The organism is Neorhizobium sp. BT27B, from assembly GCF_050455485.1.
Lineage (GTDB): Bacteria > Pseudomonadota > Alphaproteobacteria > Rhizobiales > Rhizobiaceae > Neorhizobium.
The window spans coordinates 23,452-47,023 of sequence record NZ_JBCIYT010000012.1 but is presented as its reverse complement, the minus strand read 5'-3'; the positions used below and the strand labels follow the sequence as shown (position 1 = coordinate 47,023).

Below are 23,572 nucleotides of genomic sequence, written 5' to 3'. Positions count from 1 at the left end.
AAGGGTCTCAGCCAGTTTAAGTCATCCAAAAAGGTGGTGCGCGCGGACTGTTGTTCGGCGAGAAAACCCTGCGTGACGGCAAGATGTCGCGTTTGATCTGCTCCACAACCGTGTAAAAGCGTGTCGTCAGGCCCGATATGTCTGCCGGAAGCGGAAGAAGGCTAGATGCAGCAAGACGGCAGGCTTCGCAGCCGGCGGATGCCGTCTTCTGGTGCTGATCATGGCCGTCATGGAGTGGATGTGCTTCTCCGGACGTCAGGCATAATGACGGAATGCTGCCATCGGGCAGCATGCTCTGGTGAGAGTGAACAATCTCCCAACGCTCGGCGGCAGATGGAAGTCGGTGTGAAGCGTCGACCATGACGAATGCCACAACGCATAAAATGCGTATCAGCAGGCGTTCGATATAGGGCAGCCGAGCGTCCATAACGGTCCGTGTCTGGTTGTTCGCTCCGTTAGCTATCGGCGCATTTCCGTTCGCTCAATGCGCCAGATCAAACAAGATGGCGAAATGCCAAGCCGACATGCCGCCATGGAGTTTCATCCGTGATTTTCGTGGACGGCGATCGGCCGCAATCTGTGGGTATGGTAAGGTAAATCGATGCAGCTGACGCTTTTTTCAAATTATAGCCTTCGCTTGATGATGTATGTCGCGGTGTCAAAGGGGCAGCGCGTTACGATTGAAGACGCCTCCAAAGCCTACGACATCTCGCGAGCGCATCTGATGAAGGTGGCGCAATTTCTGGTGCGGGAAGGTTTTTTGCAGGCCGTACGTGGTCGCACGGGTGGCCTGAGCCTGGCGCGGCCCGCTGAGCAAATTGTTGTTGGTAGCCTGGTTAGGGCGACTGAAAACGGGTTCGATCTCGTCGAATGCATGAGCGAACGTGGCTGCTGCAAAATCGGCCAGGTCTGTCGTTTGCGTGGCGTCCTGGGAGAAGCCATGCAGGCCTTCTTACAGGTGCTTGATCGGTATACGCTTGCCGATATGGTCTCCCGCTCTGAAGATTTCGATTTTCTGAGAGTCGCCTGACACGACGACATCATGCGCGCAACGGGTCACCGCGTCTGTCTGGCGAATTGTCGATCCGTAACCGCGATACACGATAATATTCGATTTTTAGAAAATTCGCTGCTGTTTATAGACGGCGCCACCCCCTTTGGTTTTATGACGTTATTTGCAGCGCTTTAACAAAGCGCAGTTCTGATAATACACACCTTAAAAGATGCATCTTAAATACTTGATTTGGATCAACGTTCTTTCTTGAGACCGCCTCTAAACGCGTTCGCGACACCATGGCAACGTGGAGGAAGCGAAAAGCCTTATGTGCGAGCAGTCTCGAAATCCGCTGGAATATCTTTCAATTCGAACTTTCATGCTGGCGGTTTTTGCATGTCTCGTTCTGATGTTTGGTTGGGCTTCGCCCGGTCAAGCAGCCAACCGGTTGCCCACCTATCTTGAAGATGTAAAGCCGAGTGAACTGTTCGAGGGCGCGGATCGTTTTGGGACACCGGTGGGCGAGCCGCCCATCGCTCCTGTCCTTCGCGGCGATGAGGTTTTAGGCTTTGCCTATCTCAACTCGGATTTCTCCAGCTCCATCGGTTATTCGGGCAAGCCTATCCATATCGTCGTTGGGATCGACCAGAAGGGCATTATTCGCGGGCTCAAGCTTGTTCATCACGACGAGCCTATTGTCCTGATAGGTATTCCCGAGGCGAAAGTCGTCGCCTCCATGAACGCCTTGTTGAACAAGGATCTCGGACGTGTCGCCTCCGGCGCTGAAATGCCGCCGCAGGTCGATATCGTCAGCGGTGCGACAGTGACCGTTCTGGTCATGGGCGACAGTATTTCGCGCGCTGCGGTCCAGCTTATCCGGTCCAACCGACTTGGTGGCGATGTCGCGCTCACGAGAGCCGAACCGACGTTTATTCGCAAGCTCGATACCTCGAAATCCGAGATCCGTGACTGGCAGACTTTGATCGGCGACGGCTCCGTGCGCAGCCTGCGCATGACGGTTGGTGAGGTTTCCGAAGATTTTCGCAAGGCCGGAAAGGCCGTGGCTGCAGACAAGCCGGAAACCCACGATCCGAACGACAGGTTCATCGATCTCTACCTTGCGCCTGCCAGTGTTCCGTCAATTGGCCGCTCACTGCTGGGTGATGTTGCCTACGAGCGTCTCGCGGCGCGCCTCAAGCCCGGTCAGTCGGCCATTCTCGTCGCCGGAGATGGTGCCTATTCCTTCAAGGGGTCGGGTTATGTGCGCGGCGGTATCTTCGATCGTATCGAACTGTTGCAGGACGGGCAGGGATATCGTTTCCGCGACCGCAACCATACCCGCGTGCCGGTGCTTGCAGCAGAAGGTGCGCCAAAACTTCGCGAGATCGCACTGTTCGTGGTGCCGGAAGAGTTCACCTTCGACGTCACCCAGTCTTTCGATTTACAAATGCTGGTCCAGCGCAATGCGGAAGGGCGCGACAAGTCTGTCATTCCCTATCTTCTCTCCTACGCACTGCCTGATAGCTACGTCATCGTCGAAAAGGTCGAGAAACGCTTAGAGGCGCAACCGGCGGCCATCAATCCGGTGGTCGAGCACGCTGCCGAAATCCGTGCTGAAGGAACCGTCATCGAAGAAGTGCCGCTGTGGATGCGGATATGGGATATGAACCGTATCAAGATCGGCATCACGGTCGTTGCTCTGCTGATCTTGACCGCGATCTTCTTCTTCCAGGACTGGTTGATGAAGCGTCCGGTGTTCTTCAAGTGGCTGCGTCGGGGCTATCTGCTGTTCGCGCTGGTCTGGCTAGGCTGGTACGCCAATGCACAGCTGTCGGTCGTCAATGTTCTTACCTTCTTCAACTTGCTTCGTACCGGCTTCAATTGGGAATTCTTCCTTTCCGCGCCGCTGATCTTCGTTCTGTGGGCTGCTGTAGCAGCCGGTCTTCTGTTCTGGGGAAGAGGACCTTTCTGCGGCTGGCTCTGTCCGTTTGGCGCGCTGCAGGAACTGACCAACAATATCGCGCAATGGCTGAAGGTGCCGCAGCTGAAATTGCCGTGGGGTCTGCACGAGCGTCTGTGGCCGGTGAAATACATCATCTTCCTCGGCCTGTTCGGATTGTCGCTCTATTCCGTCGCGCTCGCTGAAATATTTGCGGAGGTCGAGCCGTTCAAGACTGCGATCATTCTCAAGTTTGCCCGTGAATGGCCCTTCGTCATCTTTGCCCTGACCATGCTGAGCGCCGGGCTGTTCATCGAACGGTTCTATTGCCGCTATCTCTGCCCGCTTGGCGCCGCGCTCGCCATTCCCGGTCGGATCCGCATGTTCGAATGGCTCAAGCGCTGGGGCGAATGCGGTTCTCCCTGCCATCTTTGCGCCAAGGAATGTCCCGTCAACGCGATCCATCCCGAGGGCCAGATCAATGTCAACGAATGCATCTACTGCATGCATTGCCAGGAGCTCTACCACGACGATCAGCGCTGTCCGCACATGATCCAGGTCCGCAAGAAAAGGGAAAAATTCATGGCTCTTTCATCCCCCGCATCCCGTGGCGAGGCGCCGGCCAGAACGGTCGTTACCCATAACGGCGCGCCGATTGAAAAAGTCTCACCATCACCACTCAGCGGAACAAACTGAAATTTCACAAGGAGAGGACACTATGTCAGAGCAATCACAAAAACCGGGCGTCAATCGCCGGCAATTACTGGGCTCGGCCGCATTTGCAGCGGCCGCCGGAGCCGCAGGTGTCGGCGCTGGGACAGGCCTGCTGGCCGCAAGCGCTTCCCCCGCCCTCGCGCAGGCTGCGGAGAGACACAGCCACGAAGTGAAGCCGGGCGAACTGGATGAGTACTATACTTTCTTTTCCAGCGGTCAGACCGGTGAGGTTCGTGTGGTCGGTTTGCCGTCCATGCGTGAGCTTATGCGTATCCCCGTATTCAATCGCTGCAGTGCCACTGGCTGGGGCCTGACGAACGAAAGCCGCAAAATTCTGACCGAAGGCTTGTTGCCGGAAGAAAAGGAGTTTCTTGCGGACAAAGGCGGCATCTACCTGAACGGCGATTTGCATCATCCCCATTTGTCCTTCACCGATGGCACATATGATGGCCGGTATCTCTTCGCGAACGACAAGGCCAATACGCGGGTATGCCGCATTCGTCTCGACGTTATGAAATGCGACAAGATCATCCAGTTGCCCAACCAGCATACGGTCCATGGCCTGCGTGTGCAGAAATATCCGCGTACGGGTTATGTCTTCTGCAACGGCGAAGACCGTGCGCCGATCCCGAACGATGGCAAGGTTCTCAACGATCCCAAGCAATATCACGCCATCTTCACGGCCGTTGACGGCGACACGATGAAGGTTGCCTGGCAGGTTATGGTCGATGGCAACCTCGATAACGTCGATTGCGATTACCAGGGCAAATATGCGTTCGCCACCTGCTACAACTCTGAGGAAGGCGTCAATCTCGCAGAGATGATGGCGAACGAGCAGGACTGGATCGTCATCTTCGATCTCAAAAAGATCGAGGAAGCTGTTGCCAAGGGTGATTTCAAGACGATGGGCGGAGTGCCTGTCATCGACGGTCGCCATGGCTCGCCATATACACGCTACATCCCGGTCGCAAACAGCCCTCACGGCATCAACACCGCTCCTGACGGCATCCATGTCATTGCCAACGGCAAGCTTTCGCCGACGGCAACTGTTTTTGATGTCAGAAAATTTGATGACCTTTTCGCCGGCAAGATCAAGCCGCGCGATACGGTCGTCGCCGAACCCGAACTCGGTCTCGGGCCGCTCCACACGGCCTATGACGGCAAGGGCTTTGCTTACACAACCCTGTTCATCGATAGCCAGATTTGCAAATGGAGTATCGAGGACGCAAAGCGCGCTTATGGGGGCGAGAAGGTCAACCCGATCCGCCAGAAGCTCGACGTTCACTACCAGCCCGGCCATAATCACACGTCGATGGGACAGACCAAGGAAGCCGATGGTCAGTGGCTGATTTCGCTGAACAAGTTCTCCAAGGACCGTTTCCTTAATGTCGGTCCGCTCAAGCCGGAAAACGATGAGCTGATCGATATCTCTGGCGATGAAATGGTCATCGTTCATGAAGGACCTTCTTTCGCCGAACCGCACGATGCCACGATCGTCCATGCGTCGAAGATCAACCCGGTTCATATCTGGAGCCGCGATGACGCGTTTTTCGCGGATGCGGTCGCCCAGGCAAAGGCAGACGGCGTCGATCTGAAACTCGATGCCACTGTCATCCGCGACGGAAACAAGGTTCGCGTCTACATGCCGTCCTCGGCTCCGGCCTTCTGGCTTGAAGATTTCACGGTGAAGCAGGACGATGAGGTCACTGTCTATGTGACCAATATCGATGAAGTCGAGGACCTGACCCACGGCTTTGCCATCGTCAACTATGGCGTCAACATGGAAATCGGCCCGAATGCGACTGCGTCGGTTACCTTCAAGGCCAGCAAGGCGGGCGTATGGTGGTACTACTGCTCGTGGTTCTGCCATGCCATGCACATGGAAATGAAGGGTCGCATGTTCGTTGAGCCACGGTCGGCTTGATGAAACGTCTCCTGATCAGGATAGCAAGGATGGCGGCCATTATGGTCGCCATCCCGGCCGTTGCGAACGCTGCCGAACGTGTCGTGCCGATTGGTGTCTCTATACAGAGCCAGATCGGCACGGCCGTCGCCGGTGACGTTCTCGTGCTCGAACCGGGCGAGCATGCCGGACCTGTGGTGATCGACAAGTCGATCGAATTGCGCGGCAAGACTGGCGCCGCCGTCGTCGGCAATGGCAAAGGAAGCGTGATCACCATTGCCAGTGCTGGTGTGGCCGTTCGTGGAATTTCCGTCAGCGGTTCGGGGCCAAGCCTCGAAACCCGCGATTCCGGAATCTACGCCGACAGGACGGCGACCGATGCGCTGATCGAAGACAATACCGTGACGGGCAACCTGTTCGGGATCTATCTGTACGGCGCGAAAAATTCGATTGCGCGCGCTAATCGCATCGTTGGCCTCAAAAGCGGCAGGTCGAGCGAAATGGGAAATGGCGTAACCGTCTGGAATGCGCCCGGTGCCAAGGTGCTCGACAATGATATCAGCTTCGGCCGCGACGGCATCGCGACCAATGCCAGCAGAATGAACGTCTTCAGTGGCAATCGCTTCAGCCATCTGCGTTTCGCCATCCATTACATGTACACGAATGACAGCGAGATCAGCGGCAACATCTCTTCAGGTAACTCGGTCGGTTACGCGATCATGTTCTCCAGCCGGCTGAAGATCATGGGCAATGTGTCGCGAGGAGATCGTGACCATGGGCTGCTTCTGAACACCGCAAACGGCTCGCAGATCAGTGGCAATATCGTTCTGGGTGAAATGCAACCCGTCGATCGCTGGCTTTCCGCTGGCATTCAGTCCGGTGAGCACGGCATGCCTGCAAGCGATAGCGACATTGCAAGCGAGACCGAAAATCGACGCCTCGGACCGGAAAAATGCGTTTTCATCTACAACGCCAACCGCAACCGGTTCGTGGACAATCATTTCGAGAATTGCGCCATCGGTATCCATTTTACCGCCGGATCCGAAGGCAACAGCATGAGTGGAAACGCCTTCATAAATAACCGCAATCAGGTCAAATATGTCGGCACGCGCTATCTCGATTGGTCGCATGAAGGGCGCGGCAATTACTGGAGCGACAATCCCGGCTTCGATCTGAACGGTGATGGCATTGCCGACAATCCCTATCGGCCAAACGACCTGATCGATCAGGTCCTGTGGACCGCGCCTCAGGCAAAACTGCTGATGACCAGTCCAGCCGTTCAAGTCATTCGCTGGGCGCAGGCGCAGTTTCCAGCGCTGCTGCCCGGAGGCGTGGTCGATAGTCGCCCACTGATGACGCCTACCTCTGTCGAGAGGAGTACCCAATGACAGCCTTGGTCATTACCACAAGTGTTTCAAAGCAATATGGCGGCGTTGCCGCCGTCAGGGATGTGTCCTTCGAGCTGAATGCTGGTGAGACGATCGCGCTCGTCGGCCATAATGGTGCGGGCAAAACGACGCTTATCAAGCTTATGCTTGGGCTCATCCGTCCCACCAGCGGGTCTGTGACGATGCTCGGCGGCGATCCGGCTCGTGGCGATTTTCATGTTCGCCAAAGTGTCGGTTATCTGCCGGAAAGCGTGTCATTCCACATGGCTTTGACAGGGCGTGAAACGCTTGCCTTTTATGCCCGATTGAAACGTGTCGAGTTTTCCAACGCCGAACTTCTGTTCAAACGCGTCGGTTTGGCTGCGGACGCCGTCGACCGGCCGGTTCGCACCTATTCCAAGGGCATGCGTCAGCGCCTGGGGCTTGCGCAGGCGTTGCTTGGATCGCCGCGCGTTCTGTTGCTGGATGAGCCGACCAGTGGTCTGGATCCGGCACTGCGGCACAATTTTTATGACCTGATCAGCGAACTTCGTGCCTATGGTGCGACCGTACTCTTGTCTTCACACGCGCTGACGGAATTAGAAAACCGCGCGGATCGGGTCATCATCATCGACCGGGGCGTGAAAATTGCCGACGGCACTCTCGACGAATTGCGCCATATCGCAAGCCTGCCGACCAGAGTGATCACAAGGATGTCGGATATGGAGGCCTCTCCAAAATGGTCCGGTGAATGGTGCCGGCAGTCGGGTGGTGCGTGGGAGGTCAGTGTCGATGCGGCAGACAAGATCGCGCTTTTAAAAGAAATCACATCGGAGCCTTCGCTTCTCGAAAGCCTGACGCTTGCCGAGCCGACGCTTGATGAACTCTATGCGCATTTTCTGGGAAGGCAGGCGGTTCGATGAACAATATTCTCACAGTCGCCAGAAAAGAAATTCAGGAAGGGCGGCGCAATCGCTGGGTTCTGGCAACCACGCTTCTTCTGGCAGGACTTGCACTGACCCTGACTTTTCTGGGAAGCGCACCCACCGGTAATGTCGGCGTCAACCAGTTGGATGTGGTGATCGTCAGCCTGTCCAGCCTTGCGATCTTCCTGCTGCCGCTGATTGCCTTGCTTTTGTCGCATGACGCTATCGTAGGCGAAAGCGAGCGTGGAACGCTGCTCCTGCTCCTCAGCTATCCGGTCGGTCGCAGCGAGATCGTAATCGGCAAGTTTTTGGGTCATCTTTCCATTCTGGCATTCTCTACGCTGATCGGCTTTGGCGCCGCCGCCGTAGCGCTTGTCGCGTCCGGAACCGCGATCTCTCCGGCAAGCTGGCATGCGTTCGCCATCATGCTTGGGGCCTCGATCCTTCTTGGAGCAGTCTTCCTGTCCATCGGTTATCTGGTCAGCACTTTGGTGCGCGAGCGCAGCACTGCAGGTGGTGTGGCTATCGGCGTATGGCTGTTCTTTGTGCTGATCTATGACATGGCGCTGCTTGGTGGCCTTGTCGCGGCGCATGGACGTTCGGTGTCGGCACTGCTCTTGGACGGCCTGCTTTTGGCAAATCCGACAGACGCCTACCGTCTGCTCAACCTCGGCTCGGGTGCCGCCAGCACATTGTCAGGCATGGGCGGTGTTGCCGCCGGCAGCAGCCTGTCCGCACCTATCCTGACTGCGGCGCTATTGCTTTGGGCAATCGTGCCGCTTGGCATTGCCAATATCGTTTTCGCAAGGAGAGAAGCATGAAATTGACATTCGCGACCGTGGCTTTGGCCGCCATTTTCCTTGCCGGCTGCAGCCCCAAAGAGAATGCCATCATGCCAGCTCCTACAGCCATGACCGCTGAAGCCATGGGACGATATTGCGGCATGAACGTCATGGAGCATGATGGTCCGAAGGGGCAGGTGATCATGCAGCAGACGGAAGAGGTCATCTGGTTCTCGTCGGCCCGCGATACCGTTGCCTTCACGATGCTGCCGGAAGAGCCGCGCGACATCGCGGCGATCTACGTGTCCGACATGAGCAAGGCGCCAAGCTGGGAAAAGCCCGGCGCTGAAAATTGGGTCGATGCTCGCAAGGCGCATTACGTGATCGAGAGTTCTCGTGTGGGCGGCATGGGTACGGCTGAAGCCGTACCATTCTCTGTGGAGCAGGATGCCATCGCCTTCGCCGCAAAAAACGGCGGTCGTGTTGTCGGCTTCAAGGACATTCCCGAGAATTACATTCTGGGTTCGCAAGTTCCGCCTTCCGATGCTCAGGCTCCCGAAGCTCACGGGGCAGGCGGGCATCACCATGGTTGAGACCATCACACGCCGCAGGGCCTTGCGGATCATGGCGGCGGGAGCTGGTCTGCCGCTCGTTCTGAGTGGAACACAAGCGTTTTCTCACCCCGAGCCTCTAGTCTGGCGTGGGCATGCGCTCGGCGCACCGACGACACTGATCCTGAGCCATCCTGACCGTGATCACGCGGAGGGTCTTGTACGTCAGGTGATCGCCGAGGTGAGCAGGCTGGAGGATATTTTTAGCCTTTACCGTCCGGCTTCAGCGCTCTGTGAACTCAACAGGGCCGGTGCTCTCGCCTTCCCGCCGCAGGAGCTGGTGGATCTGCTGACTGTCTGTCATTCCGTATGGGAAGAAACAGACGGATTGTTCGATCCCACCGTACAGCCTTTGTGGAAGCTGTATGCGGAATATTTTTCCCGAGGCGACGCAAATCCGTCAGGCCCGGATCGATCCGTGCTTGAAAGCGCACGTGAACTCGTCGGCTTACAGCATGTCAGTTTCAACGCGCATCGTATCGCTCTGTCCAAACGCGGTATGGGCGTGACGCTGAACGGCATCGCGCAGGGTTATATAACGGACCGGATTGTCGCCCTCCTTCGGCGTGGCGGTGTAGAAAGCAGCCTTGTCGATATGGGCGAAGTCCGCGCGATCGGTGCAAAACCGGATGGAGCGCCCTGGAAAGTCGGTATCTCTGAAAACCAAAGCGATACCGACATCGACCATTCGGTGTTTGTCATCAACAAGGCTGTGGCGACATCGAGTTCCAATGGACTTCACTTCGATCAGGCACGGAATTGGGGGCATATCATCTCTCCCCAAGGCGTTTCCACAGTGCAGCGCTATCGCAGAATGACCGTCATTGCACCCGATGCAACTCGGGCAGACGCGCTCTCGACCGCGTTTACGCTGATGGAAACGGCGGCGATACAGAAGGTGCTCGCGCAGCATCCCGACGTCGAAGCTGATTGGGCACCGTCCAACCGCGCAAATTAACCGACCAAGGATATTAACACATGGGATCTTTCAGCGTCTGGCACTGGATCATCGTTCTGGCAATCGTGCTCATTCTTTTCGGACGCGGTAAGATTCCCGCGCTGATGCTCGATATCGGAAAAGGTATTCGAGAATTCCGAAACGGCATCAAGGACGATGCGTAGATTGCAGCTCTGATCCCCAAGCACTGGATCGTTTTTTATTGGAGTTTTCCGCGCTAGATTCCCGGCTGGGAACAAGAGCGGAAACAATGAAAGTATCAAATTTTTCGGATGCCCAGAAGTCGTTCATCCTCAAGCAGGGTGATGACGGTGTGCCGGTGGCGTCGCTCTTTGCCCGGCGTGTGGATCAGTGTCTCGTGAAGCTCCTTCATATCAATATTTGCCAGAATGAGGGCAGATGCGGCACCGTTTCCTGTCTCATCTTCGAATGAACCACGATGAGCCGAAAAATTTCTTTTCTCAATTAGGCCAGATCGGTCTCAACGGCGGTGTCTTTCTGGCCGGCGGCATCACCCAGAAAACTGTGGTATTGGTGAAATGAATAATAGTTCGCTGATGTACGCATGCAGGCAGGACGGCACTTTTTCGAAAATCACGCAACTTATCAGAGGCTTATCGAGATGGTATTGCGTGTTGTCGGTTCGAATCCCTTTCAAGGCGACAGGTCAGATAACACAGTTGCCCGTCAGCGTGTGGCGAGCAGGCGGGAGGGAAGTCTAGCGTAGGCTTAAGACCAGCGAGCTGTTCCATATCTTTGCCAAGGGTTGCCGCGCTGATATCTTCGAGGCGATTGTATTGGATTTCGGCACTCGAGTATCCTAATCTGCCGTGTACAGCGCGTGCTGCGGTGCTGCGGGTTCCCCCGAAATCCACGGAGACTTCGATCAACGTTCCAACCAAGGGAGCGCGAACCCATGTCTTCGACAGTACCCAAGGGCCGCATTCATTCCACACTCCGCCATTTCCTCGACAACGAGGCGTCCGGCGGCATCATCCTCATGGTGGTCGCTGCACTTGCAATCGTGACCGCCAACTCGCCGATGGCGGGGGCATACTTCCACGCGCTTCATGTCTATGTTGGCCCGTTGAGCATCCAGCATTGGGTCAACGATGCCCTCATGGCTTTGTTCTTCCTCCTCGTCGGTCTTGAGATCAAACGCGAGATGCTCGACGGTCAGCTGTCCACTTGGAGCCGACGCATCCTTCCCGGCGCTGCAGCGGTAGGGGGCATGCTGTTTCCGGCGCTGTTCTATGTCTATTTCAACTGGAACGATCCGAGAACGCTTCGCGGATGGGCTATCCCGACGGCCACTGACATCGCCTTTGCTCTCGGCGTCATTTCGCTTCTGGGAAAACGTGTTCCTGCCTCGCTCAAGATCTTCTTGGCGGCGCTGGCCATCATCGACGACCTCGGCGCCGTTATCGTCATTGCAATCTTTTATACGGCGGATCTCAATCTCCTTGCGCTCGCAGGAGCGGGCATCGTTACCGGGAATCTGATCATTTTCAACCGCATGGGCGTCAGGGCTCTTTGGCCTTACCTGGTACTCGGCGCTGTACTTTGGGTTCTCGTGTTCGCGTCCGGCATCCACGCGACGCTGGCTGGCGTCGTTCTGGCGCTTACGGTTCCGCTCAAGCTGACGCCCGGCACGCCTGAAGCCACTCATGACGAATCGCCTCTCCACAAGCTCGAGCACAAGCTTCACAAGCCGGTAGCTTTCGTGATCGTGCCGATTTTCGGATTTGCCAATGCTGGTGTTTCCTTTGCCGGGATCTCTACGTCGGTCCTGACGGAACATCTGACCCTCGGTGTCGCCGCCGGTTTGCTGCTAGGCAAACTCGTCGGCGTTCTGGGCACGGTCGCTCTTCTGGTTAAGCTGGGCCTTGCCGACCTGCCTGCGAGATCGACCTGGGGTCAGATGGCGGGCACAGCTTTGCTGTGTGGGATCGGCTTCACGATGAGCCTGTTCATCGGCCTGCTGGCATTCAACGACCCGGCGGTGCAGGATCGGGTGAAAATCGGGATACTTGCGGGATCGGTAGCCGCTGGCGCGATAGGTGCCATTGTTCTGGCGATGACAGGCCGTCGCGACGACGATATGATAGAAAGACTGCAGGAATGACGTCACGGTGAAGGGTTTCTTACGCAGCTCGCGCGCCGCATCTGCGCGACGCGGATCGGCGCTGCGTCGATAAGATACTGGGGATCATTGCCTCCAGTATGCTGACGGTCATGATCTTTTCGCGAGGTAAGGGCCTGCGCCGCCGGCAGCCCTATCTGGGTGGCAATCCGCGGCGCGGCCCTTCACATCACCTTGCAGCCGGCACTACCGGTCTATGTCAGGTCACTGTTGTTCGGTGTTCGAAGCTTTTAACGTCATGACGAGCGCGAATGGCACTCACGAGCTCGCTCGACGTCGGCTTCCCCGCTTTCGTCTTCCAGCGCAGTTCGAACACGACTTCCTCGTGATGCGTATCGATCGGACGAATAGCGATAAAACAGGCCTCGGCGCCGGGCGGCAGCGACGGAGCAATGTCAGGGAGCTTGTCGCCCGCCGGGACTTTTATACCGACCGATCCCTTCTGCTCGCTGGATAACCAAAGACCGAACGCCTTAAGCGGAGAAAGCGTGACAAAAGCGATCGCCGAGGCTATAGCGCCGACGATCAGCTGCCCACCGCCGAAACACAGACCGACGGCCGTCATCAGCCATAACGTGGCTGCAGTCGTGACGCCCGTCGCGACATCGCCACGCCGGAGGATCGCACCGCCACCGATGAAGCCAACGCCGGTCAAAATGCCAAGCGGCAACCTCAGCGCGTCCATCGACCCATTCGCTGTCTGACTTGTCGACAAAAGCAGATTGGCCTGAATCATCGAGATGCAGGCCGCCAGCCCGACCAATACCGTGGTCCTGAGGCCTGCTGCATGGCCGCCCCGCTCCCGGTTGATGCCGATAAGGACGCTAGCAACCAAAGTGGCGGCAATCCGCAAGCCAATATCCGGCCAAGTGGGTGTGATTGGCATCAGCTCGTCGAAGAATTTCATTGGTGTCGTCGTTCGGGCTTTGATTGGACAAATGGGCGCCGAGGTGTATCAGCGCCACCGGATTTATCAGTGATGCGCATGGTGCTCGTTACGCTTTCGCGTTGCAGCAGCTTTCTTCGCCGAGGCGGATCGCTCTTCCTTCGTCCGTGCAGCAGATGCCTGGCCTCCTTTGCGGCCGCCGTTTTCCGAGGACGTATGGCTTTCGGCATGACCGCGACCGGAACCGGATTTGTTACCGCCACCACTCTCCTTGTTCACGGTCGCCCAAGCCCGCCGTTCGGCCTCTTTCTCCGGGACGCCGCGATCCTCATAGCCTTCCTCGATGTGTTCAGCTTTTCGTTTTTGCTTGTCCGTGTAAGCGGACTTGTCGCCACGGGGCATGGAACATCTCCCTAAGTTCGTCAGACGCAAAAATAACTGCGAAACCCAGACGAAGTTCCGCGATGAGAGCCTGAGCAAGCAGGATCAAATGCGATCCTTGGCGCAACAAAAAGATGCCCTAATTTACTTGGCCGGCGGAGACATTCGCCAGCCAAAATCAGGAGGAGATCTGATGAGTAGAGAGGAAATCAGCAGACAGGCCTATTCACGTTGGGAGGCGGAGGGCCGGCCGGATGGTCAGCATGAGCGTCATTGGCGCGAAGCTGAAGAGGCAACGCAATCGAGCGCCCTGCCGCAGACCTGGTCTTCCGATCACGCTGGAGGGGTATCGCAAAGAACGAAAGCCTCGAAAAGCAAACCGGCAAAGCCGGCCCGCAGCGGAGCAAAAGCGAAGCCCGGCGATCAGGCGAACGCTATATAGTCGCAAAGAATTTACAGGCCATCCGCCCGGCAGCGACATGTCGGGCGGATACTGATACGAAGTCGTTGCACGTCAATCTATCGTGAATTTTCATCCGCGCCGCTGGTGTCGGTCGGATCATAGTTCAGATCGAAGTCTTTTTCTTTTTTCTGGCCGGGCGGGGTGCGATTGACGGTCGCATCCTCGGATCCCGTCACGACAGTCGGCTTGGCACTATGAACGCCAGTGGCCTTCCGGTCCGCTTGCGACGGCGCGTATTGGCCCTTTGCATCATCTTCCGGTTTGCCCATGGTCTCCTCCTGTTGCTGGATTGCTGATCAGAGAATCGGCTTACCGCCCGTGACGGCAATGGTCGCGCCGGACACGTAGCTGGAGAGCGGATCGGCGAGCATCACATAAGATGTTGCGAGCTCCGCCGGCTGGCCCGGCCTCTGCATCGGGACCTGCTTGCCAAAGTTCTTCACCTTCTCATCCGGCATGGTCGATGGAATGAGCGGCGTCCAGATCGGGCCGGGCGCGACAGCGTTCGCACGGATGCCCTTGTCGGCCAGCATCTGTGCAAGGCCTGCCGTAAAGTTCTGGATCGCGCCTTTTGTCGTCGCGTATGCGAGAAGATGGGGGCTTGGGCTATCGGCATTGATAGATGCGGTATTGATGATCGAGCTGCCCGGCTTCATGTGGGGAACGGCCGCCTTCGTTAGGTAGAACATCGCGTGGATGTTCGTCCGGAAAGTCACCTCCCATTCCTCGTCGCTGATATCGCCAATATCGGAGAAGCTCGCCTGGTGTGCAGCATTGTTGACAAGAATATCGATCCCTCCGAGCTGCGAGACGGCCCTATCGATGATTTCCTTGCAGTGCGGCGCGTACTGGATATCACCCGGGATCAGGATCGCCTTGCGGCCGGCCTTCTCGACCCAGGCCTTGGTCTCCTCGGCATCTTCATCCTCGTCCAGGTAGGAGATCAGCACATCGGCGCCTTCGCGCGCATAGGCGATGGCAACGGCCCGGCCGATCCCGCTATCGCCACCGGTAATGACTGCCTTCTTGCCGGCAAGGCGCCCTGAACCTTTGTAAGTTTCTTCGCCGTGATCCGGGAGCGGCGACATGGCACGTGTTGAGCCGGGCATTGGCTGACGAGGGGTATCAAACGGGGGAGTCGGGTAGTTCGTCATCGCTTTTCCTTCCTGTAAGCACCTTCCAATCGTAACCGGCCATCAGCACTCTTAGTCCGGCGTTTGAAATGGCGTGATCGCGGACGGGTCGCAGACCCGTTTCAGAATGTGGAAAACCGACGGCGCAAGCGGAATGTTCCAAGCGTCTTCAAAGAGGCCGTGACATAACCGGGAAGCGTCCTAAATTATTGGCCGAAACGTGTTTTAGGACAACGAATGGAGGCCCCGGTGACAACACGCATCCTGATCGTCGACGACGAGCCTCTGATCGCGCTGACCGCGGTCGATATGGTGGAGGCGCTGGGATACGAGGCAATCGAAGCGCATTCGGGAGCCGAGGCCCTCGAAATCCTCGGCAACGGGCAGAAGATCGATCTGTTGATCACGGACCATTCGATGCCCGGGATGTCAGGCGCCGAGCTGGTGCGTGAGGCGCGTCTGATCAAACCTGAACTCGCCGTCATGGTCTCCACCGGCTATGCGGAATTGCCAGAAGGGTTTGAGGAGGGGACACAGTTCCTCAGCAAGCCTTATTCCGAGCTCGATCTGTTTGCGAAAATCGAGGCGGCTATTCGCTAGCTTCAGCACAGCAGGGAGAGGCAATCGGTCTCTGGCAGCCCCCTCTTCGGGAACCTGGCCGTGAATTGCGGGTTCAGCCGATGGCTCAAAGTCGGAGAGAACCATGACCCTCAAGGCAATCGCATTCAACGGAACGCTGAAATCATCTGGTGGCGACCCCTCTTCCACCGATCGTCTGCTCGCATTGATCGCCGACGGACTGAAGAAGCATGGTATCGACACCGATGTCATCCGACTGGCCGACCACAACATTTTGCCCGGCGTTACCTCGGATGAAGGGGAGGGGGACGCATGGCCGGCCATCCGCGAAAAACTGCTTGCGGCCGATATCCTGATCGTCGGCACGCCAATCTGGATGGGCCAGACGTCATCGGTCACCAAGCGTGCGCTTGAGCGCATGGATGCTTTCCTTTCGGAAACCGACGATCTGGGTAGGATGGTCTCCTATGGCCGGGTGGCGGCGGTAGCGGTCGTCGGAAACGAGGACGGTGCCCACAACGTCTCCGCGGACGTCTATCAGGCCCTGAATGATGTCGGCTTCACGATCCCGGCAAACGCCGTGGCTTACTGGGTCGGCGAGGCAATGGGCAGCACGAATTTCGTGGACCTGAAAGCGGTCCCTGACACCGTCACCACCATGGTCGATATGCTGGTACGCAACACGGTTCATCTGGCGGGCTTGCTGAAAGCCAGCCAGTATCCCGGCGAACAGAAGGATTGATCGGATGTCTGGAGGCAAGCCCCGGCTGGTCGGGTTGAACCATATCGCGCTCGAGGTTGGCGATATCGAAGAGGCGCTGCACTTTTACGGCAGCATTTTTTTTTCGACCTGAGAGGGTCACACAAGGATGGCGACGGTCGGGTGGTGATGGCATTTATCGATCTGGGCGATCAGTTCATTGCTCTGAGCCGAGGACGCCATCAGCGTCCGGATCAGGATCGGCATTTCGGTCTTGTCGTCAATGATCGGAGTGCTGTGCGTGATCTCGCGATCAAAGCGGGCGCCAAAATGCTGGATGGAGATTTTCTCGACTTCCTCGACCCCTGGGGTAACCGGATCGAGGTGGTCGAGTACGGCGATTTGCAGTTCACCAAAGCACCTGATGTTCTGCGCGGCATGGGCCTTCACCTGCCCAAGTCCGAAAAGGCGCTCAAAGAGCTCCACAGTAAGGGAATGGGCTGAGACCTATTCCTGGCCAGTCTTGATCGGCACTTTATCGAAGGTGCGCGTGCGCGTGTGCATAGGAGAATCTGTGGTGTGGAACGTCGAGATTATCGAAGTAGGTGGGAAGTTCATTGTGAGCACCGTCTACAATGCTGACATAAAAGATATGGAGTTCGAGAGCGAGGGCTTTGCGAGGCTCTATGGGCGGAGCCAGCGTGTACAAGCCGGTCGTTCATCATTTATCTCAGGCTGCCTCCTCTTCGATCGCGAGTTCTTTCAGCAGCGAATGGATTTCGTCGCCACTCAGCCGGGAAGGGTCGAATCCGCTTGATGCACCAATATCGGCAAACCGCCTCGCGTGGAAGTCCGAGGTGCCGATAAAGCCCATTGCCCAGTTCGAGAAAGACCGGTGATTGATCGGATCTAGCGCAAGCAACGACACATCCCCGTGGCGCTCGTCTTGCTGTATGCGCTCGAACGCGGCCTCGACCTTGTCGAGGGGGCCCTCCAGCACCTGGGCAAAGCACCCGGCGTTGAAGAGGAGCGCCCCGGTTATTCCGTCGCGTCGGTTGTTTATCCGGCTCTTAGCTGGATTTCCTCCACATTCGAGGCGAAGAGCGCTTGATCGTGAGCGATATGGTCGCGGCTGTATTAAACGAGCCGGTACATGCTAACAGCCATTGTTAAATCCTTTTGTCCAAATCGTTTCCCGCCAGGAAGACAGGGATTTGATCAGTGTCCATCGGCCGGCCGGTAAGGTATCCCTGCACGTGCGTGCAACGCTCTCCGCGGATACGAGCCAATTGCTCGGCAGTTTCGACGCCCTCGGCCGTGATGGCCATGCCAAGACTGGTGCCGAGACTTTTTTCCGTCTGTACGCAGACGATCAGCAGTTCCTCACGATCGATCGCAAGGGTGAGAGTGGTTAGCCGGGAACAAAGCTCGCCGAGCAAGGTTCAGCTTTCGAGATCGCGGCTGTGTCAACCGGACGCGACAGGGATGGTGGACGCATCGGTTTTTCCGGTTTCTCGATGCGGGCAACGAAGCGCCAGGCGAGCACCCAACCTGTCCAGCTGCGGTCTTGTCACTCGCGGCTGTTCATTCGTTCAGCCGTCACGTTCAATCGACGAGGAGACCTTTATGAAAGCTCTAACCTGGCATGGTAGTGGAGACATTCGCTGCGAATCCGTAGACGATCCGATTACTCAGGACGATCGTGACGCAATCATCAAAGTGACGAGCTGCGCAATCTGCGGATCAGATCTCCATCTCTACGGTGGATTCGTGCCAGGCATGCACGCAGGTGACGTCATGGGGCATGAAACGATGGGTGAGGTCGTCGAGGTGGGACGTGGCAATTCCAAGCTCAAGGTCGGCGATCGTGTCGTGGTGCCATTCACGATTTCCTGCGGTGAGTGCCGTCAGTGCAAATGGGGGCATTTCTCGCTTTGCGAACGATCAAACCCTTCGGGCGCTATGCAGGCCAAGCAGATCGGCTACCCTACCGCCGGACTGTTCGGCTATTCGGAAATGTACGGCCGCTTTCCCGGTGGCCAGGCCCAGTATCTTCGCGTGCCTTACGCCGACGTCGGCCCGATCAAGGTTCCGGATGGTTTGAGCGACGAGCAGGTCCTGTTCTTGTCGGACATTTTTCCGACAGGCTACATGGCGGCTGAAAATTGCGACATCAAGCAGGGCCAAACGATCGCCGTATTCGGTTGCGGCCCAGTTGGCCTGTTCGCGATCAAGTCGGCTTTTTTGCTCGGCGCTGAACGCGTGATCGCCATGGACTGTGTTCCGGAACGGCTGGCCTTAGCGCAGGCCTCGGGTGCGGAAACTCTAGATTATACTGACGAGGACCTCCAGCAGCGGATCCTTGACATGACCAGCGGCAAAGGTCCGGACGCTGTAATCGAGGCCGTAGGGATGGAGAGCCATGGTGTGGGCGGAATGATGGAGACGATGCAGTCAAAGCTCACATCGACCGAGCGTCCCTATGCATTGAGCCAGGCGATCCTCGCCTGCAGGCCGGGCGGTACTGTCTCGCTTCCGGGCGTGTTCGTCGGCCCAGCCGTTCCAGCACCGCTCGGAGCATTTGTGGGCAAGGGCCTAACGCTGAAAACGGGCCAGACGCATGTGCAGCGCTATCTCGAGCCGCTGATGAACATGATCGCTGAGGGAAAGATCGATCCTTCATTCATTATCACCCATCGGATCGGACTTGAGGAAGGGCCGGACGCCTACAAAAAGTTCCGCGACAAGGAAGACGGCTGTGTGAAGGTCGTCATCCGGCCGAACGGCTGACCGCAAGGGCGGTGCGGGGCGAAGATTTCAAGCCAAGGGCGTACCGGTAGAGAACAGATTTCAGAAGGAGAGCCGACTATGACAGATAAGAAGCCTGACCCAACCAGCGATGCTGCGCGAACTGATCCAAAGGTTGCGGATCGCGAGCGCGAGGAACTCAGAAAAAAAGCTGAACAAGGTTTGAAAGATGCATCCGGCGATCTGCCAGAAGACCAGATCTAGCATGCACCTGCCACTGCCTTCAGCCGTTATCATCCTTCCGATCAACCCAGACAGAGCCTACGGCCGGCAATAGCACCACAACGATCCGCGACACGTTGGATACCTGCAGGGGGCAGACCTCGCCGTCGAGACATCTCGTTCAGCAGCACGAAATTCGACAGCGGATATCTTCGTTCAGTCCGCCTTTGCAGGAAACACAGTGGGTTCAGTGCCGTTTGGCGGTGACGTGTGTCTCATGAATTGGGCGGGCGCCAGGACGCCCCGTTGTAAGGCGAGATCGAAGTTTCGGCGGACATTGACGCTAGCCAGACCCGTGCAGTCCAGCGGAGCCTGGGCGCTGGCGGGGCGATCCGGGTGTCTGGGGGATGGCGGTCGAAACAGTCGAATAGTGCTTACGGGGTCAACAATTCGCCGACGACGTCGCTCTCGATGGTTCCTCAATATACCTACGACTATGCCCTCCAGTCTCGTCCGAGTTGTCTCTCATATTCTAGCTCGGGAATGCCATAAGCCTGACCGGCAATATCCTCCAGCTTTTGCCGGTCGCGCACAACGATCAAGCTACGCTCCGCTTTGATTGCCCCTGTTCCCTCAAGCTTGTGGAGCGCGTCAGTCACGCTTGGACGGCGAACACCAAGCATGAGCGAGAGGAAATCGTGGGTCAGTGGCAGTTGGTCGCCCAGACGATCCTGGCTCATGAGAACCCAACGTGCCAGACGTGGTTCGATTTCGTAGCGGCTGTTTGCCAAGGCCGTCGCCGCAGCCTGGATCAGGAAGACGTGGGCATATTTCAGCAGAATGTCCCGAAGAGAGCGACTGGTGTCGATTGCCGCGCGGAGTGCTGAGATCTCGATCCGAAGCGCTGGGCCGCCGCATTGCATGAAGGCATAGTGAGGTGTGCTGTCGACACCGAGTATTGCCGGGACTGCCGAGAATCCTTCCAATCCTATGCACCCGACCTCGGTGCGCTTGGTGCCATCGCTACCAGCGATCTCGGAAGACAATCCGCCCTCGAAAAAGAACACATGGCGGAACGGCTCATACGAACCGAACAGTATTTCTCCTTGGGTCAACATGACAGGCTCAAGGTGCTGACGCAGGGCCTCCGTGTCGCTTTCTGGAAGCATCGATAAAAGCTTGTTCTTGGTCCAGGTCATGGGCGCTCCGGTGTCTGTCTTCGGTCTTCGCGGGCATGAATATATGGCATTGCTTGGCAACTTCCACGCTTTGCAAGCTTTGTGCCTCGAGGGAAACTTATTCCATCACGCGGAGTTCGGTCCGATGTCTGCAAAAGGAGAGGTCGATGCCGCGATACTATTTTCACATCCGTAACGGCGAGGATCTCGCTCGGGATCCCGAGGGCGCAGAGTTCGCAACTCTTGATCTAGCCAGAGCCGAAGCCATCAAATCCGCTCGGGAACTATTGTCACAACGCGTGCTACGCGGAGACCTGGTCAATGGTGAATCCTTTGAGTTGACCAGCGATGACGGGGTGGTAGCCGACATCGTCAAGTTCAAGGACGTCATGCGGTTGGCATAGGAGATATCCCTCGTACGGTATCGGACAGGCCAAAAACCTGAGGAACTATCATCTCATCCTCTGGTTGGGCTAACGTCTCCAACCGAAAGGCACTTCCATGTTTATGAGAGTAGACCAACTGCAGGCGGAGCTACCAGCGCCGAAACAGGCCGATCCGAATGCCGCCGCAGCCCTTCAGGAACTGCTCGGCGGAAAATACGGCGAGATGTCGACGCTCGGCAACTACATGTTTCAGTCGTTCAATTTCAGGTCCAAGTCGAAACTGAAGCCGTTCTATAGCCTCGTCGCCAGCATCACGGCTGAAGAGCTTGGACATGTGGAGCTCGTGAGCAACGGCGTTGCGATGCTGAATAACGGGCCTGATATTCCCGATGGCGACGTCGGTGACGGCGGAGACATCTCCGGCGCGCCCTTCGAGGATATGAAGGATATCAGACTCGCGGCAGCGTTTTTGTCGGGCGGCGGAGGTGCAATGCCGGTTAATAGCAACGGCGCCTCCTGGAACAATGACTTCATCACCACCACTGGCAACGTCGTCATCGACCTGCTTCACAATTTCCATCTCGAATGCGGCGCACGCCTGCACAAACTGCGCGTCTATGAGACGGTGACTGATCCGACAGGGCGGGAAGTGTGCGGCTACCTCTTGGTGCGCGGTTCTGTTCACGCGCATGCTTATGCGCTCGCCCTGCAGAAAATCACCGGCGTCGACATCAAGAAGTTCCTGCCGACGCCCAATATTCCGCTCGACAAGATACCAGAATGCCAAAAATACCTTGATGAGGGATCGCATCGCCGGCTCTATACCTGGAGCCCGAACGACTACAAGGAAATCGCCGGGATCTGGAGCAACGACGAAGTAGCACTCCCTGGAGATCCGCCGGGCGAGCTTGAGGTTGTCGACGGGATGCCCGATGGGGGCAAGATCCAGCAGCTTGTTGGTGTCCCCTCGGCATTCACCCCGGATTACGCTCCGGAGGAAATGTTCGAGATCGCCGAAAAGCTCTACAAGAAATCTCGGTGATTTCGAGGGGCGCGGGTCACCGCGCCCCCTTCTCTTTAGATGGTGACATCATGATGGGCAGATGGCGACACCTCTGCATCGATATGCAACGAATGTTTGCTGAGGATACGCTCTGGCATGTGGAGTGGATGAACCGGGTGCTTCCGCAGGTCGAGGCGGCGGTAGAGTGGTCGCCGGACAAGACAGTATTCACGCGCTTCATGCCGCCGCAGAACGCCGCTCAGGTCGCCGGAGCCTGGAGGAAATACTACGACAAATGGGAGGACATGACGCTGGAGCGAATGGACATCGGGTTGATCGATCTGATCCCTGAGCTTAAACGCTTCGTGCCGCCAGCGATGGTTTTCGATAAGGCGACATACAGTCCCTGGATCGGTGGACGACTACATGAAGATCTAAGTCGCCACGGTGTCGAAACGCTTGTCATATCCGGTGGCGAAACCGATTTCTGCGTAATGGCAACCGTGCTTGGTGCAGTCGATCTCGGCTATAAGGTGGCGATACTGTCTGACGCGGTCTGCAGCGGCGCCGATGACACGCATGACGCCGCTCTCAGGCTTTTGGGAGACCGGTTTTCTATCCAGCTTGAGGTTGTTTCAACGGAGGTGTTCCTCCGCAGTGCGAGCCGGAATGGCTGATCGATTCAATAATGTCGGATCCCTGCATCAGGTCTCTTCTTCCCACGGGTCGAGTTGGCTCGCTTTGCCCTGTTCCTCTTCCCACTCGGCACTCGCCTGCCTCCAATGCTCATGATCTTGTCCATGGGGACGGCCGGCTTGGTCCCAAAGTTCATACGCGCGGCGGGTGATCCATTCTTCTCGATCATTGTTCATCTAATCCTCCCATAACTACGAACCAAACAAGGTCCGGACAAGAGGCCCGGACCTTAAGCCGTTATGCGGCCTGCTTGGCGCCCTTCGGATTCACCGACGTCTCGCCAAGTTTCGTGAGGAGCTCATCAGTTTCCAGTTCTTCCTGGAGGTTCGCGTCGAGCAGCGCGACCGCCTCCTTGAGGCCGAGCTGCCCAGCCCAGCTCTTCAACGTGCCGTAACGAGCGATTTCGTAGTGTTCCACCGCCTGCGCTGACGAAATCAGGCCGGCATCAAGTGCAACGGAGCCCTTGAATTCGTCGATGATTTCTTCGGCTTCAGAGATGATCCCCTGGATGGCCTCACAGGTCTTTCCGCGTGCAGGCTTGCCGATCAGTTCGAACACCTGCTGCAAGCGCTCGATTTGACCTTCGGTCTGCTCCTTGTGCTTCAAGAACGCGGCCTTGCCTTCTTCCGATTGCGACGCACGCGCCATTTTCGGAAGCGCCTTCAGGATCTGCTTCTCGGCGTAGTAGATGTCCTTGAGCGTATCGAGAAACAGGTCGTCCAAAGTCTTCTCTGCCATGGTCATTCTCCTCGTAAAGGGTTTGATCCGCACTGCGCAACTTGCGATGCCTCGTCATAACGGATTGTTTCCCGCGCGGTTCCTCCTGAGAAGCGTTCAAGGACCTCGGTGTGCCCGACCGT

The 23,572-nt window shown here is 57.1% G+C and carries 30 protein-coding genes and 2 pseudogenes; 23 read left to right on the top strand and 9 right to left on the bottom strand.

What is annotated here, in order from left to right:
• Positions 1-16: 16 nt before the first annotated feature.
• Complete coding sequence (locus tag AAIH70_RS25070) at positions 17-427, bottom strand: DUF2946 family protein (RefSeq protein WP_430036202.1); 411 nt, start codon at positions 425-427, stop codon at positions 17-19.
• Between the two features lie 174 nt (positions 428-601).
• On the opposite strand from AAIH70_RS25070, the gene AAIH70_RS25065 reads away from it, so the two are divergent.
• From AAIH70_RS25065 to nhaA, 11 genes and pseudogenes are all read left to right on the top strand, one after another.
• A complete protein-coding gene (locus tag AAIH70_RS25065; RefSeq protein ID WP_430036200.1) occupies positions 602-1,030 on the top strand; it encodes an RrF2 family transcriptional regulator in 429 nt (142 codons plus the stop codon).
• 343 nt (positions 1,031-1,373) lie between these two features.
• Positions 1,374-3,629: a 4Fe-4S binding protein gene (locus AAIH70_RS25060; RefSeq protein ID WP_430036198.1), complete on the top strand. Its 2,256-nt coding sequence runs from the start codon at positions 1,374-1,376 to the stop codon at positions 3,627-3,629.
• Between the two features lie 22 nt (positions 3,630-3,651).
• Complete coding sequence (gene nosZ / locus AAIH70_RS25055) at positions 3,652-5,571, top strand: TAT-dependent nitrous-oxide reductase (RefSeq protein WP_430036196.1); 1,920 nt, start codon at positions 3,652-3,654, stop codon at positions 5,569-5,571.
• A gap of 29 nt (positions 5,572-5,600) precedes the next feature.
• Entirely contained in the window at positions 5,601-6,938 is a 1,338-nt protein-coding gene (locus AAIH70_RS25050; protein ID WP_235937961.1) for a nitrous oxide reductase family maturation protein NosD, read from the top strand.
• On the top strand, positions 6,935-7,840 hold the full coding sequence (locus AAIH70_RS25045) for an ABC transporter ATP-binding protein (RefSeq protein WP_430036194.1): 906 nt from the start codon (positions 6,935-6,937) through the stop codon (positions 7,838-7,840). The genes AAIH70_RS25050 and AAIH70_RS25045 overlap by 4 nt, the downstream gene beginning before the upstream one ends.
• Complete coding sequence (locus AAIH70_RS25040) at positions 7,837-8,664, top strand: ABC transporter permease subunit (RefSeq protein WP_430036192.1); 828 nt, start codon at positions 7,837-7,839, stop codon at positions 8,662-8,664. Before AAIH70_RS25045 ends, AAIH70_RS25040 begins: the two co-directional genes overlap by 4 nt.
• A complete protein-coding gene (locus AAIH70_RS25035; RefSeq protein WP_430036190.1) occupies positions 8,661-9,218 on the top strand; it encodes a nitrous oxide reductase accessory protein NosL in 558 nt (185 codons plus the stop codon). Before AAIH70_RS25040 ends, AAIH70_RS25035 begins: the two co-directional genes overlap by 4 nt.
• Before the next feature lie 31 nt (positions 9,219-9,249).
• Positions 9,250-10,194 carry an FAD:protein FMN transferase gene (locus AAIH70_RS25030; RefSeq protein ID WP_430036435.1) on the top strand — a complete coding sequence of 315 codons (945 nt, stop codon included), beginning with the start codon at positions 9,250-9,252 and terminating at the stop codon, positions 10,192-10,194.
• A gap of 20 nt (positions 10,195-10,214) precedes the next feature.
• Positions 10,215-10,352 (top strand): annotated as a pseudogene (gene tatA / locus AAIH70_RS25025) (twin-arginine translocase TatA/TatE family subunit); the annotation flags it as partial.
• 241 nt (positions 10,353-10,593) lie between these two features.
• The gene (locus AAIH70_RS25020) at positions 10,594-10,737 is read left to right on the top strand and encodes a hypothetical protein (RefSeq protein WP_430036453.1); all 144 of its coding nucleotides are present in this window, start codon (positions 10,594-10,596) and stop codon (positions 10,735-10,737) included.
• Positions 10,738-11,110: 373 nt separating this feature from the next.
• Positions 11,111-12,319 (top strand): Na+/H+ antiporter NhaA, encoded by a 1,209-nt coding sequence (nhaA, locus tag AAIH70_RS25015; RefSeq protein ID WP_430036189.1) that lies wholly within the window; start codon positions 11,111-11,113, stop codon positions 12,317-12,319.
• Between the two features lie 217 nt (positions 12,320-12,536).
• Here the strand turns inward: nhaA and AAIH70_RS25010 are convergent, their stop codons facing one another.
• The gene (locus AAIH70_RS25010; RefSeq protein WP_430036187.1) at positions 12,537-13,244 is read right to left on the bottom strand and encodes an MgtC/SapB family protein; all 708 of its coding nucleotides are present in this window, start codon (positions 13,242-13,244) and stop codon (positions 12,537-12,539) included.
• A gap of 66 nt (positions 13,245-13,310) precedes the next feature.
• Positions 13,311-13,625, bottom strand: a complete 315-nt coding sequence (locus AAIH70_RS25005) for a plasmid stabilization protein (RefSeq protein WP_430036185.1) — start codon at positions 13,623-13,625, stop codon at positions 13,311-13,313.
• On the opposite strand from AAIH70_RS25005, the gene AAIH70_RS25000 reads away from it, so the two are divergent.
• Positions 13,624-14,046 carry a DUF2934 domain-containing protein gene (locus AAIH70_RS25000; protein WP_430036183.1) on the top strand — a complete coding sequence of 141 codons (423 nt, stop codon included), beginning with the start codon at positions 13,624-13,626 and terminating at the stop codon, positions 14,044-14,046. The genes AAIH70_RS25005 and AAIH70_RS25000 overlap by 2 nt on opposite strands.
• 77 nt (positions 14,047-14,123) lie before the next feature.
• Here AAIH70_RS25000 and AAIH70_RS24995 read toward each other — a convergent pair whose 3' ends face one another.
• Together AAIH70_RS24995 and AAIH70_RS24990 are read right to left on the bottom strand one after the other, a co-directional pair.
• Positions 14,124-14,336 (bottom strand): hypothetical protein, encoded by a 213-nt coding sequence (locus AAIH70_RS24995; RefSeq protein ID WP_430036181.1) that lies wholly within the window; start codon positions 14,334-14,336, stop codon positions 14,124-14,126.
• Positions 14,337-14,363: 27 nt separating this feature from the next.
• Complete coding sequence (locus AAIH70_RS24990; RefSeq protein WP_430036179.1) at positions 14,364-15,221, bottom strand: SDR family oxidoreductase; 858 nt, start codon at positions 15,219-15,221, stop codon at positions 14,364-14,366.
• A 228-nt stretch (positions 15,222-15,449) separates the two neighbouring features.
• Between AAIH70_RS24990 and AAIH70_RS24985 the strand changes: the two genes are divergently transcribed.
• From AAIH70_RS24985 to AAIH70_RS24970, 4 genes are all read left to right on the top strand, one after another.
• Positions 15,450-15,800, top strand: a complete 351-nt coding sequence (locus AAIH70_RS24985) for a response regulator (RefSeq protein WP_430036177.1) — start codon at positions 15,450-15,452, stop codon at positions 15,798-15,800.
• A gap of 103 nt (positions 15,801-15,903) precedes the next feature.
• Positions 15,904-16,521: a flavodoxin family protein gene (locus AAIH70_RS24980; RefSeq protein ID WP_153354113.1), complete on the top strand. Its 618-nt coding sequence runs from the start codon at positions 15,904-15,906 to the stop codon at positions 16,519-16,521.
• Between the two features lie 4 nt (positions 16,522-16,525).
• Entirely contained in the window at positions 16,526-16,633 is a 108-nt protein-coding gene (locus AAIH70_RS24975) for a VOC family protein (protein ID WP_410769434.1), read from the top strand.
• Positions 16,634-16,668: 35 nt separating this feature from the next.
• Positions 16,669-16,983, top strand: coding sequence for a VOC family protein (locus tag AAIH70_RS24970; RefSeq protein ID WP_430036174.1), 315 nt, complete (start codon positions 16,669-16,671; stop codon positions 16,981-16,983).
• 226 nt (positions 16,984-17,209) lie between these two features.
• On the opposite strand, the gene AAIH70_RS24965 is transcribed toward AAIH70_RS24970, so the two are convergent.
• Positions 17,210-17,521: a BLUF domain-containing protein gene (locus AAIH70_RS24965; RefSeq protein ID WP_430036433.1), complete on the bottom strand. Its 312-nt coding sequence runs from the start codon at positions 17,519-17,521 to the stop codon at positions 17,210-17,212.
• Positions 17,522-17,693: 172 nt separating this feature from the next.
• Between AAIH70_RS24965 and AAIH70_RS24960 the strand changes: the two genes are divergently transcribed.
• The 4 genes and pseudogenes from AAIH70_RS24960 to AAIH70_RS24945 form a co-directional block, all read left to right on the top strand.
• The gene (locus AAIH70_RS24960) at positions 17,694-17,894 is read left to right on the top strand and encodes a hypothetical protein (protein ID WP_235938053.1); all 201 of its coding nucleotides are present in this window, start codon (positions 17,694-17,696) and stop codon (positions 17,892-17,894) included.
• Positions 17,895-18,105: 211 nt separating this feature from the next.
• Positions 18,106-19,269: a zinc-dependent alcohol dehydrogenase gene (locus AAIH70_RS24955; protein WP_430036431.1), complete on the top strand. Its 1,164-nt coding sequence runs from the start codon at positions 18,106-18,108 to the stop codon at positions 19,267-19,269.
• A 78-nt stretch (positions 19,270-19,347) separates the two neighbouring features.
• The gene (locus AAIH70_RS24950; protein ID WP_153354114.1) at positions 19,348-19,491 is read left to right on the top strand and encodes a hypothetical protein; all 144 of its coding nucleotides are present in this window, start codon (positions 19,348-19,350) and stop codon (positions 19,489-19,491) included.
• Between the two features lie 83 nt (positions 19,492-19,574).
• A pseudogene (locus AAIH70_RS24945) lies at positions 19,575-19,851 on the top strand (hypothetical protein); the annotation flags it as partial.
• 92 nt (positions 19,852-19,943) lie between these two features.
• On the opposite strand, the gene AAIH70_RS24940 reads toward AAIH70_RS24945, so the two are convergent.
• Positions 19,944-20,648: a Crp/Fnr family transcriptional regulator gene (locus AAIH70_RS24940; RefSeq protein WP_430036172.1), complete on the bottom strand. Its 705-nt coding sequence runs from the start codon at positions 20,646-20,648 to the stop codon at positions 19,944-19,946.
• Positions 20,649-20,794: 146 nt separating this feature from the next.
• Between AAIH70_RS24940 and AAIH70_RS24935 the strand changes: the two genes are divergently transcribed.
• The 3 genes from AAIH70_RS24935 (at position 20,795) to AAIH70_RS24925 (ending at position 22,693) form a co-directional block, all read left to right on the top strand.
• Positions 20,795-21,031 (top strand): DUF6894 family protein, encoded by a 237-nt coding sequence (locus AAIH70_RS24935; RefSeq protein WP_430036170.1) that lies wholly within the window; start codon positions 20,795-20,797, stop codon positions 21,029-21,031.
• A gap of 97 nt (positions 21,032-21,128) precedes the next feature.
• Positions 21,129-22,055 (top strand): manganese catalase family protein, encoded by a 927-nt coding sequence (locus AAIH70_RS24930; protein WP_430036168.1) that lies wholly within the window; start codon positions 21,129-21,131, stop codon positions 22,053-22,055.
• A gap of 50 nt (positions 22,056-22,105) precedes the next feature.
• Positions 22,106-22,693, top strand: coding sequence for a cysteine hydrolase family protein (locus tag AAIH70_RS24925; RefSeq protein WP_430036166.1), 588 nt, complete (start codon positions 22,106-22,108; stop codon positions 22,691-22,693).
• A gap of 27 nt (positions 22,694-22,720) precedes the next feature.
• Here the strand turns inward: AAIH70_RS24925 and AAIH70_RS24920 are convergent, their stop codons facing one another.
• Together AAIH70_RS24920 and AAIH70_RS24915 are read right to left on the bottom strand one after the other, a co-directional pair.
• Positions 22,721-22,888, bottom strand: coding sequence for a DUF2934 domain-containing protein (locus tag AAIH70_RS24920; protein WP_430036165.1), 168 nt, complete (start codon positions 22,886-22,888; stop codon positions 22,721-22,723).
• Positions 22,889-22,949: 61 nt separating this feature from the next.
• Positions 22,950-23,450, bottom strand: coding sequence for a ferritin-like domain-containing protein (locus AAIH70_RS24915; RefSeq protein ID WP_430036163.1), 501 nt, complete (start codon positions 23,448-23,450; stop codon positions 22,950-22,952).
• Between the last annotated feature and the right edge of the window lie 122 nt (positions 23,451-23,572).

Bases quoted from the DNA above. Each gene is read 5' to 3' on its own strand.
- nhaA (WP_430036189.1), top strand. From the start codon at position 11,111: ATGTCTTCGACAGTACCCAAGGGCCGCATTCATTCCACACTCCGCCAT.
- AAIH70_RS25050 (WP_235937961.1), top strand. From the start codon at position 5,601: ATGGCGGCCATTATGGTCGCCATCCCGGCCGTTGCGAACGCTGCCGAA.
- AAIH70_RS25005 (WP_430036185.1), bottom strand. From the start codon at position 13,625: ATGCCCCGTGGCGACAAGTCCGCTTACACGGACAAGCAAAAACGAAAA.
- AAIH70_RS24950 (WP_153354114.1), top strand. From the start codon at position 19,348: ATGACAGATAAGAAGCCTGACCCAACCAGCGATGCTGCGCGAACTGAT.
- AAIH70_RS24940 (WP_430036172.1), bottom strand. From the start codon at position 20,648: ATGACCTGGACCAAGAACAAGCTTTTATCGATGCTTCCAGAAAGCGAC.
- AAIH70_RS24920 (WP_430036165.1), bottom strand. From the start codon at position 22,888: ATGAACAATGATCGAGAAGAATGGATCACCCGCCGCGCGTATGAACTT.
- AAIH70_RS25045 (WP_430036194.1), top strand. From the start codon at position 6,935: ATGACAGCCTTGGTCATTACCACAAGTGTTTCAAAGCAATATGGCGGC.
- AAIH70_RS25040 (WP_430036192.1), top strand. From the start codon at position 7,837: ATGAACAATATTCTCACAGTCGCCAGAAAAGAAATTCAGGAAGGGCGG.
- AAIH70_RS24990 (WP_430036179.1), bottom strand. From the start codon at position 15,221: ATGACGAACTACCCGACTCCCCCGTTTGATACCCCTCGTCAGCCAATG.
- AAIH70_RS24995 (WP_430036181.1), bottom strand. From the start codon at position 14,336: ATGGGCAAACCGGAAGATGATGCAAAGGGCCAATACGCGCCGTCGCAA.
- AAIH70_RS25000 (WP_430036183.1), top strand. From the start codon at position 13,624: ATGGAACATCTCCCTAAGTTCGTCAGACGCAAAAATAACTGCGAAACC.
- AAIH70_RS25070 (WP_430036202.1), bottom strand. From the start codon at position 427: ATGGACGCTCGGCTGCCCTATATCGAACGCCTGCTGATACGCATTTTA.
- AAIH70_RS24930 (WP_430036168.1), top strand. From the start codon at position 21,129: ATGTTTATGAGAGTAGACCAACTGCAGGCGGAGCTACCAGCGCCGAAA.
- AAIH70_RS25035 (WP_430036190.1), top strand. From the start codon at position 8,661: ATGAAATTGACATTCGCGACCGTGGCTTTGGCCGCCATTTTCCTTGCC.
- AAIH70_RS24925 (WP_430036166.1), top strand. From the start codon at position 22,106: ATGATGGGCAGATGGCGACACCTCTGCATCGATATGCAACGAATGTTT.
- AAIH70_RS24980 (WP_153354113.1), top strand. From the start codon at position 15,904: ATGACCCTCAAGGCAATCGCATTCAACGGAACGCTGAAATCATCTGGT.
- AAIH70_RS25060 (WP_430036198.1), top strand. From the start codon at position 1,374: ATGCTGGCGGTTTTTGCATGTCTCGTTCTGATGTTTGGTTGGGCTTCG.
- nosZ (WP_430036196.1), top strand. From the start codon at position 3,652: ATGTCAGAGCAATCACAAAAACCGGGCGTCAATCGCCGGCAATTACTG.
- AAIH70_RS24915 (WP_430036163.1), bottom strand. From the start codon at position 23,450: ATGGCAGAGAAGACTTTGGACGACCTGTTTCTCGATACGCTCAAGGAC.
- AAIH70_RS24975 (WP_410769434.1), top strand. From the start codon at position 16,526: ATGTCTGGAGGCAAGCCCCGGCTGGTCGGGTTGAACCATATCGCGCTC.
- AAIH70_RS25010 (WP_430036187.1), bottom strand. From the start codon at position 13,244: ATGAAATTCTTCGACGAGCTGATGCCAATCACACCCACTTGGCCGGAT.
- AAIH70_RS25020 (WP_430036453.1), top strand. From the start codon at position 10,594: ATGCGGCACCGTTTCCTGTCTCATCTTCGAATGAACCACGATGAGCCG.
- AAIH70_RS25065 (WP_430036200.1), top strand. From the start codon at position 602: ATGCAGCTGACGCTTTTTTCAAATTATAGCCTTCGCTTGATGATGTAT.
- AAIH70_RS24970 (WP_430036174.1), top strand. From the start codon at position 16,669: ATGGCATTTATCGATCTGGGCGATCAGTTCATTGCTCTGAGCCGAGGA.
- AAIH70_RS24955 (WP_430036431.1), top strand. From the start codon at position 18,106: ATGAAAGCTCTAACCTGGCATGGTAGTGGAGACATTCGCTGCGAATCC.
- AAIH70_RS24935 (WP_430036170.1), top strand. From the start codon at position 20,795: ATGCCGCGATACTATTTTCACATCCGTAACGGCGAGGATCTCGCTCGG.
- AAIH70_RS25030 (WP_430036435.1), top strand. From the start codon at position 9,250: ATGGCGGCGGGAGCTGGTCTGCCGCTCGTTCTGAGTGGAACACAAGCG.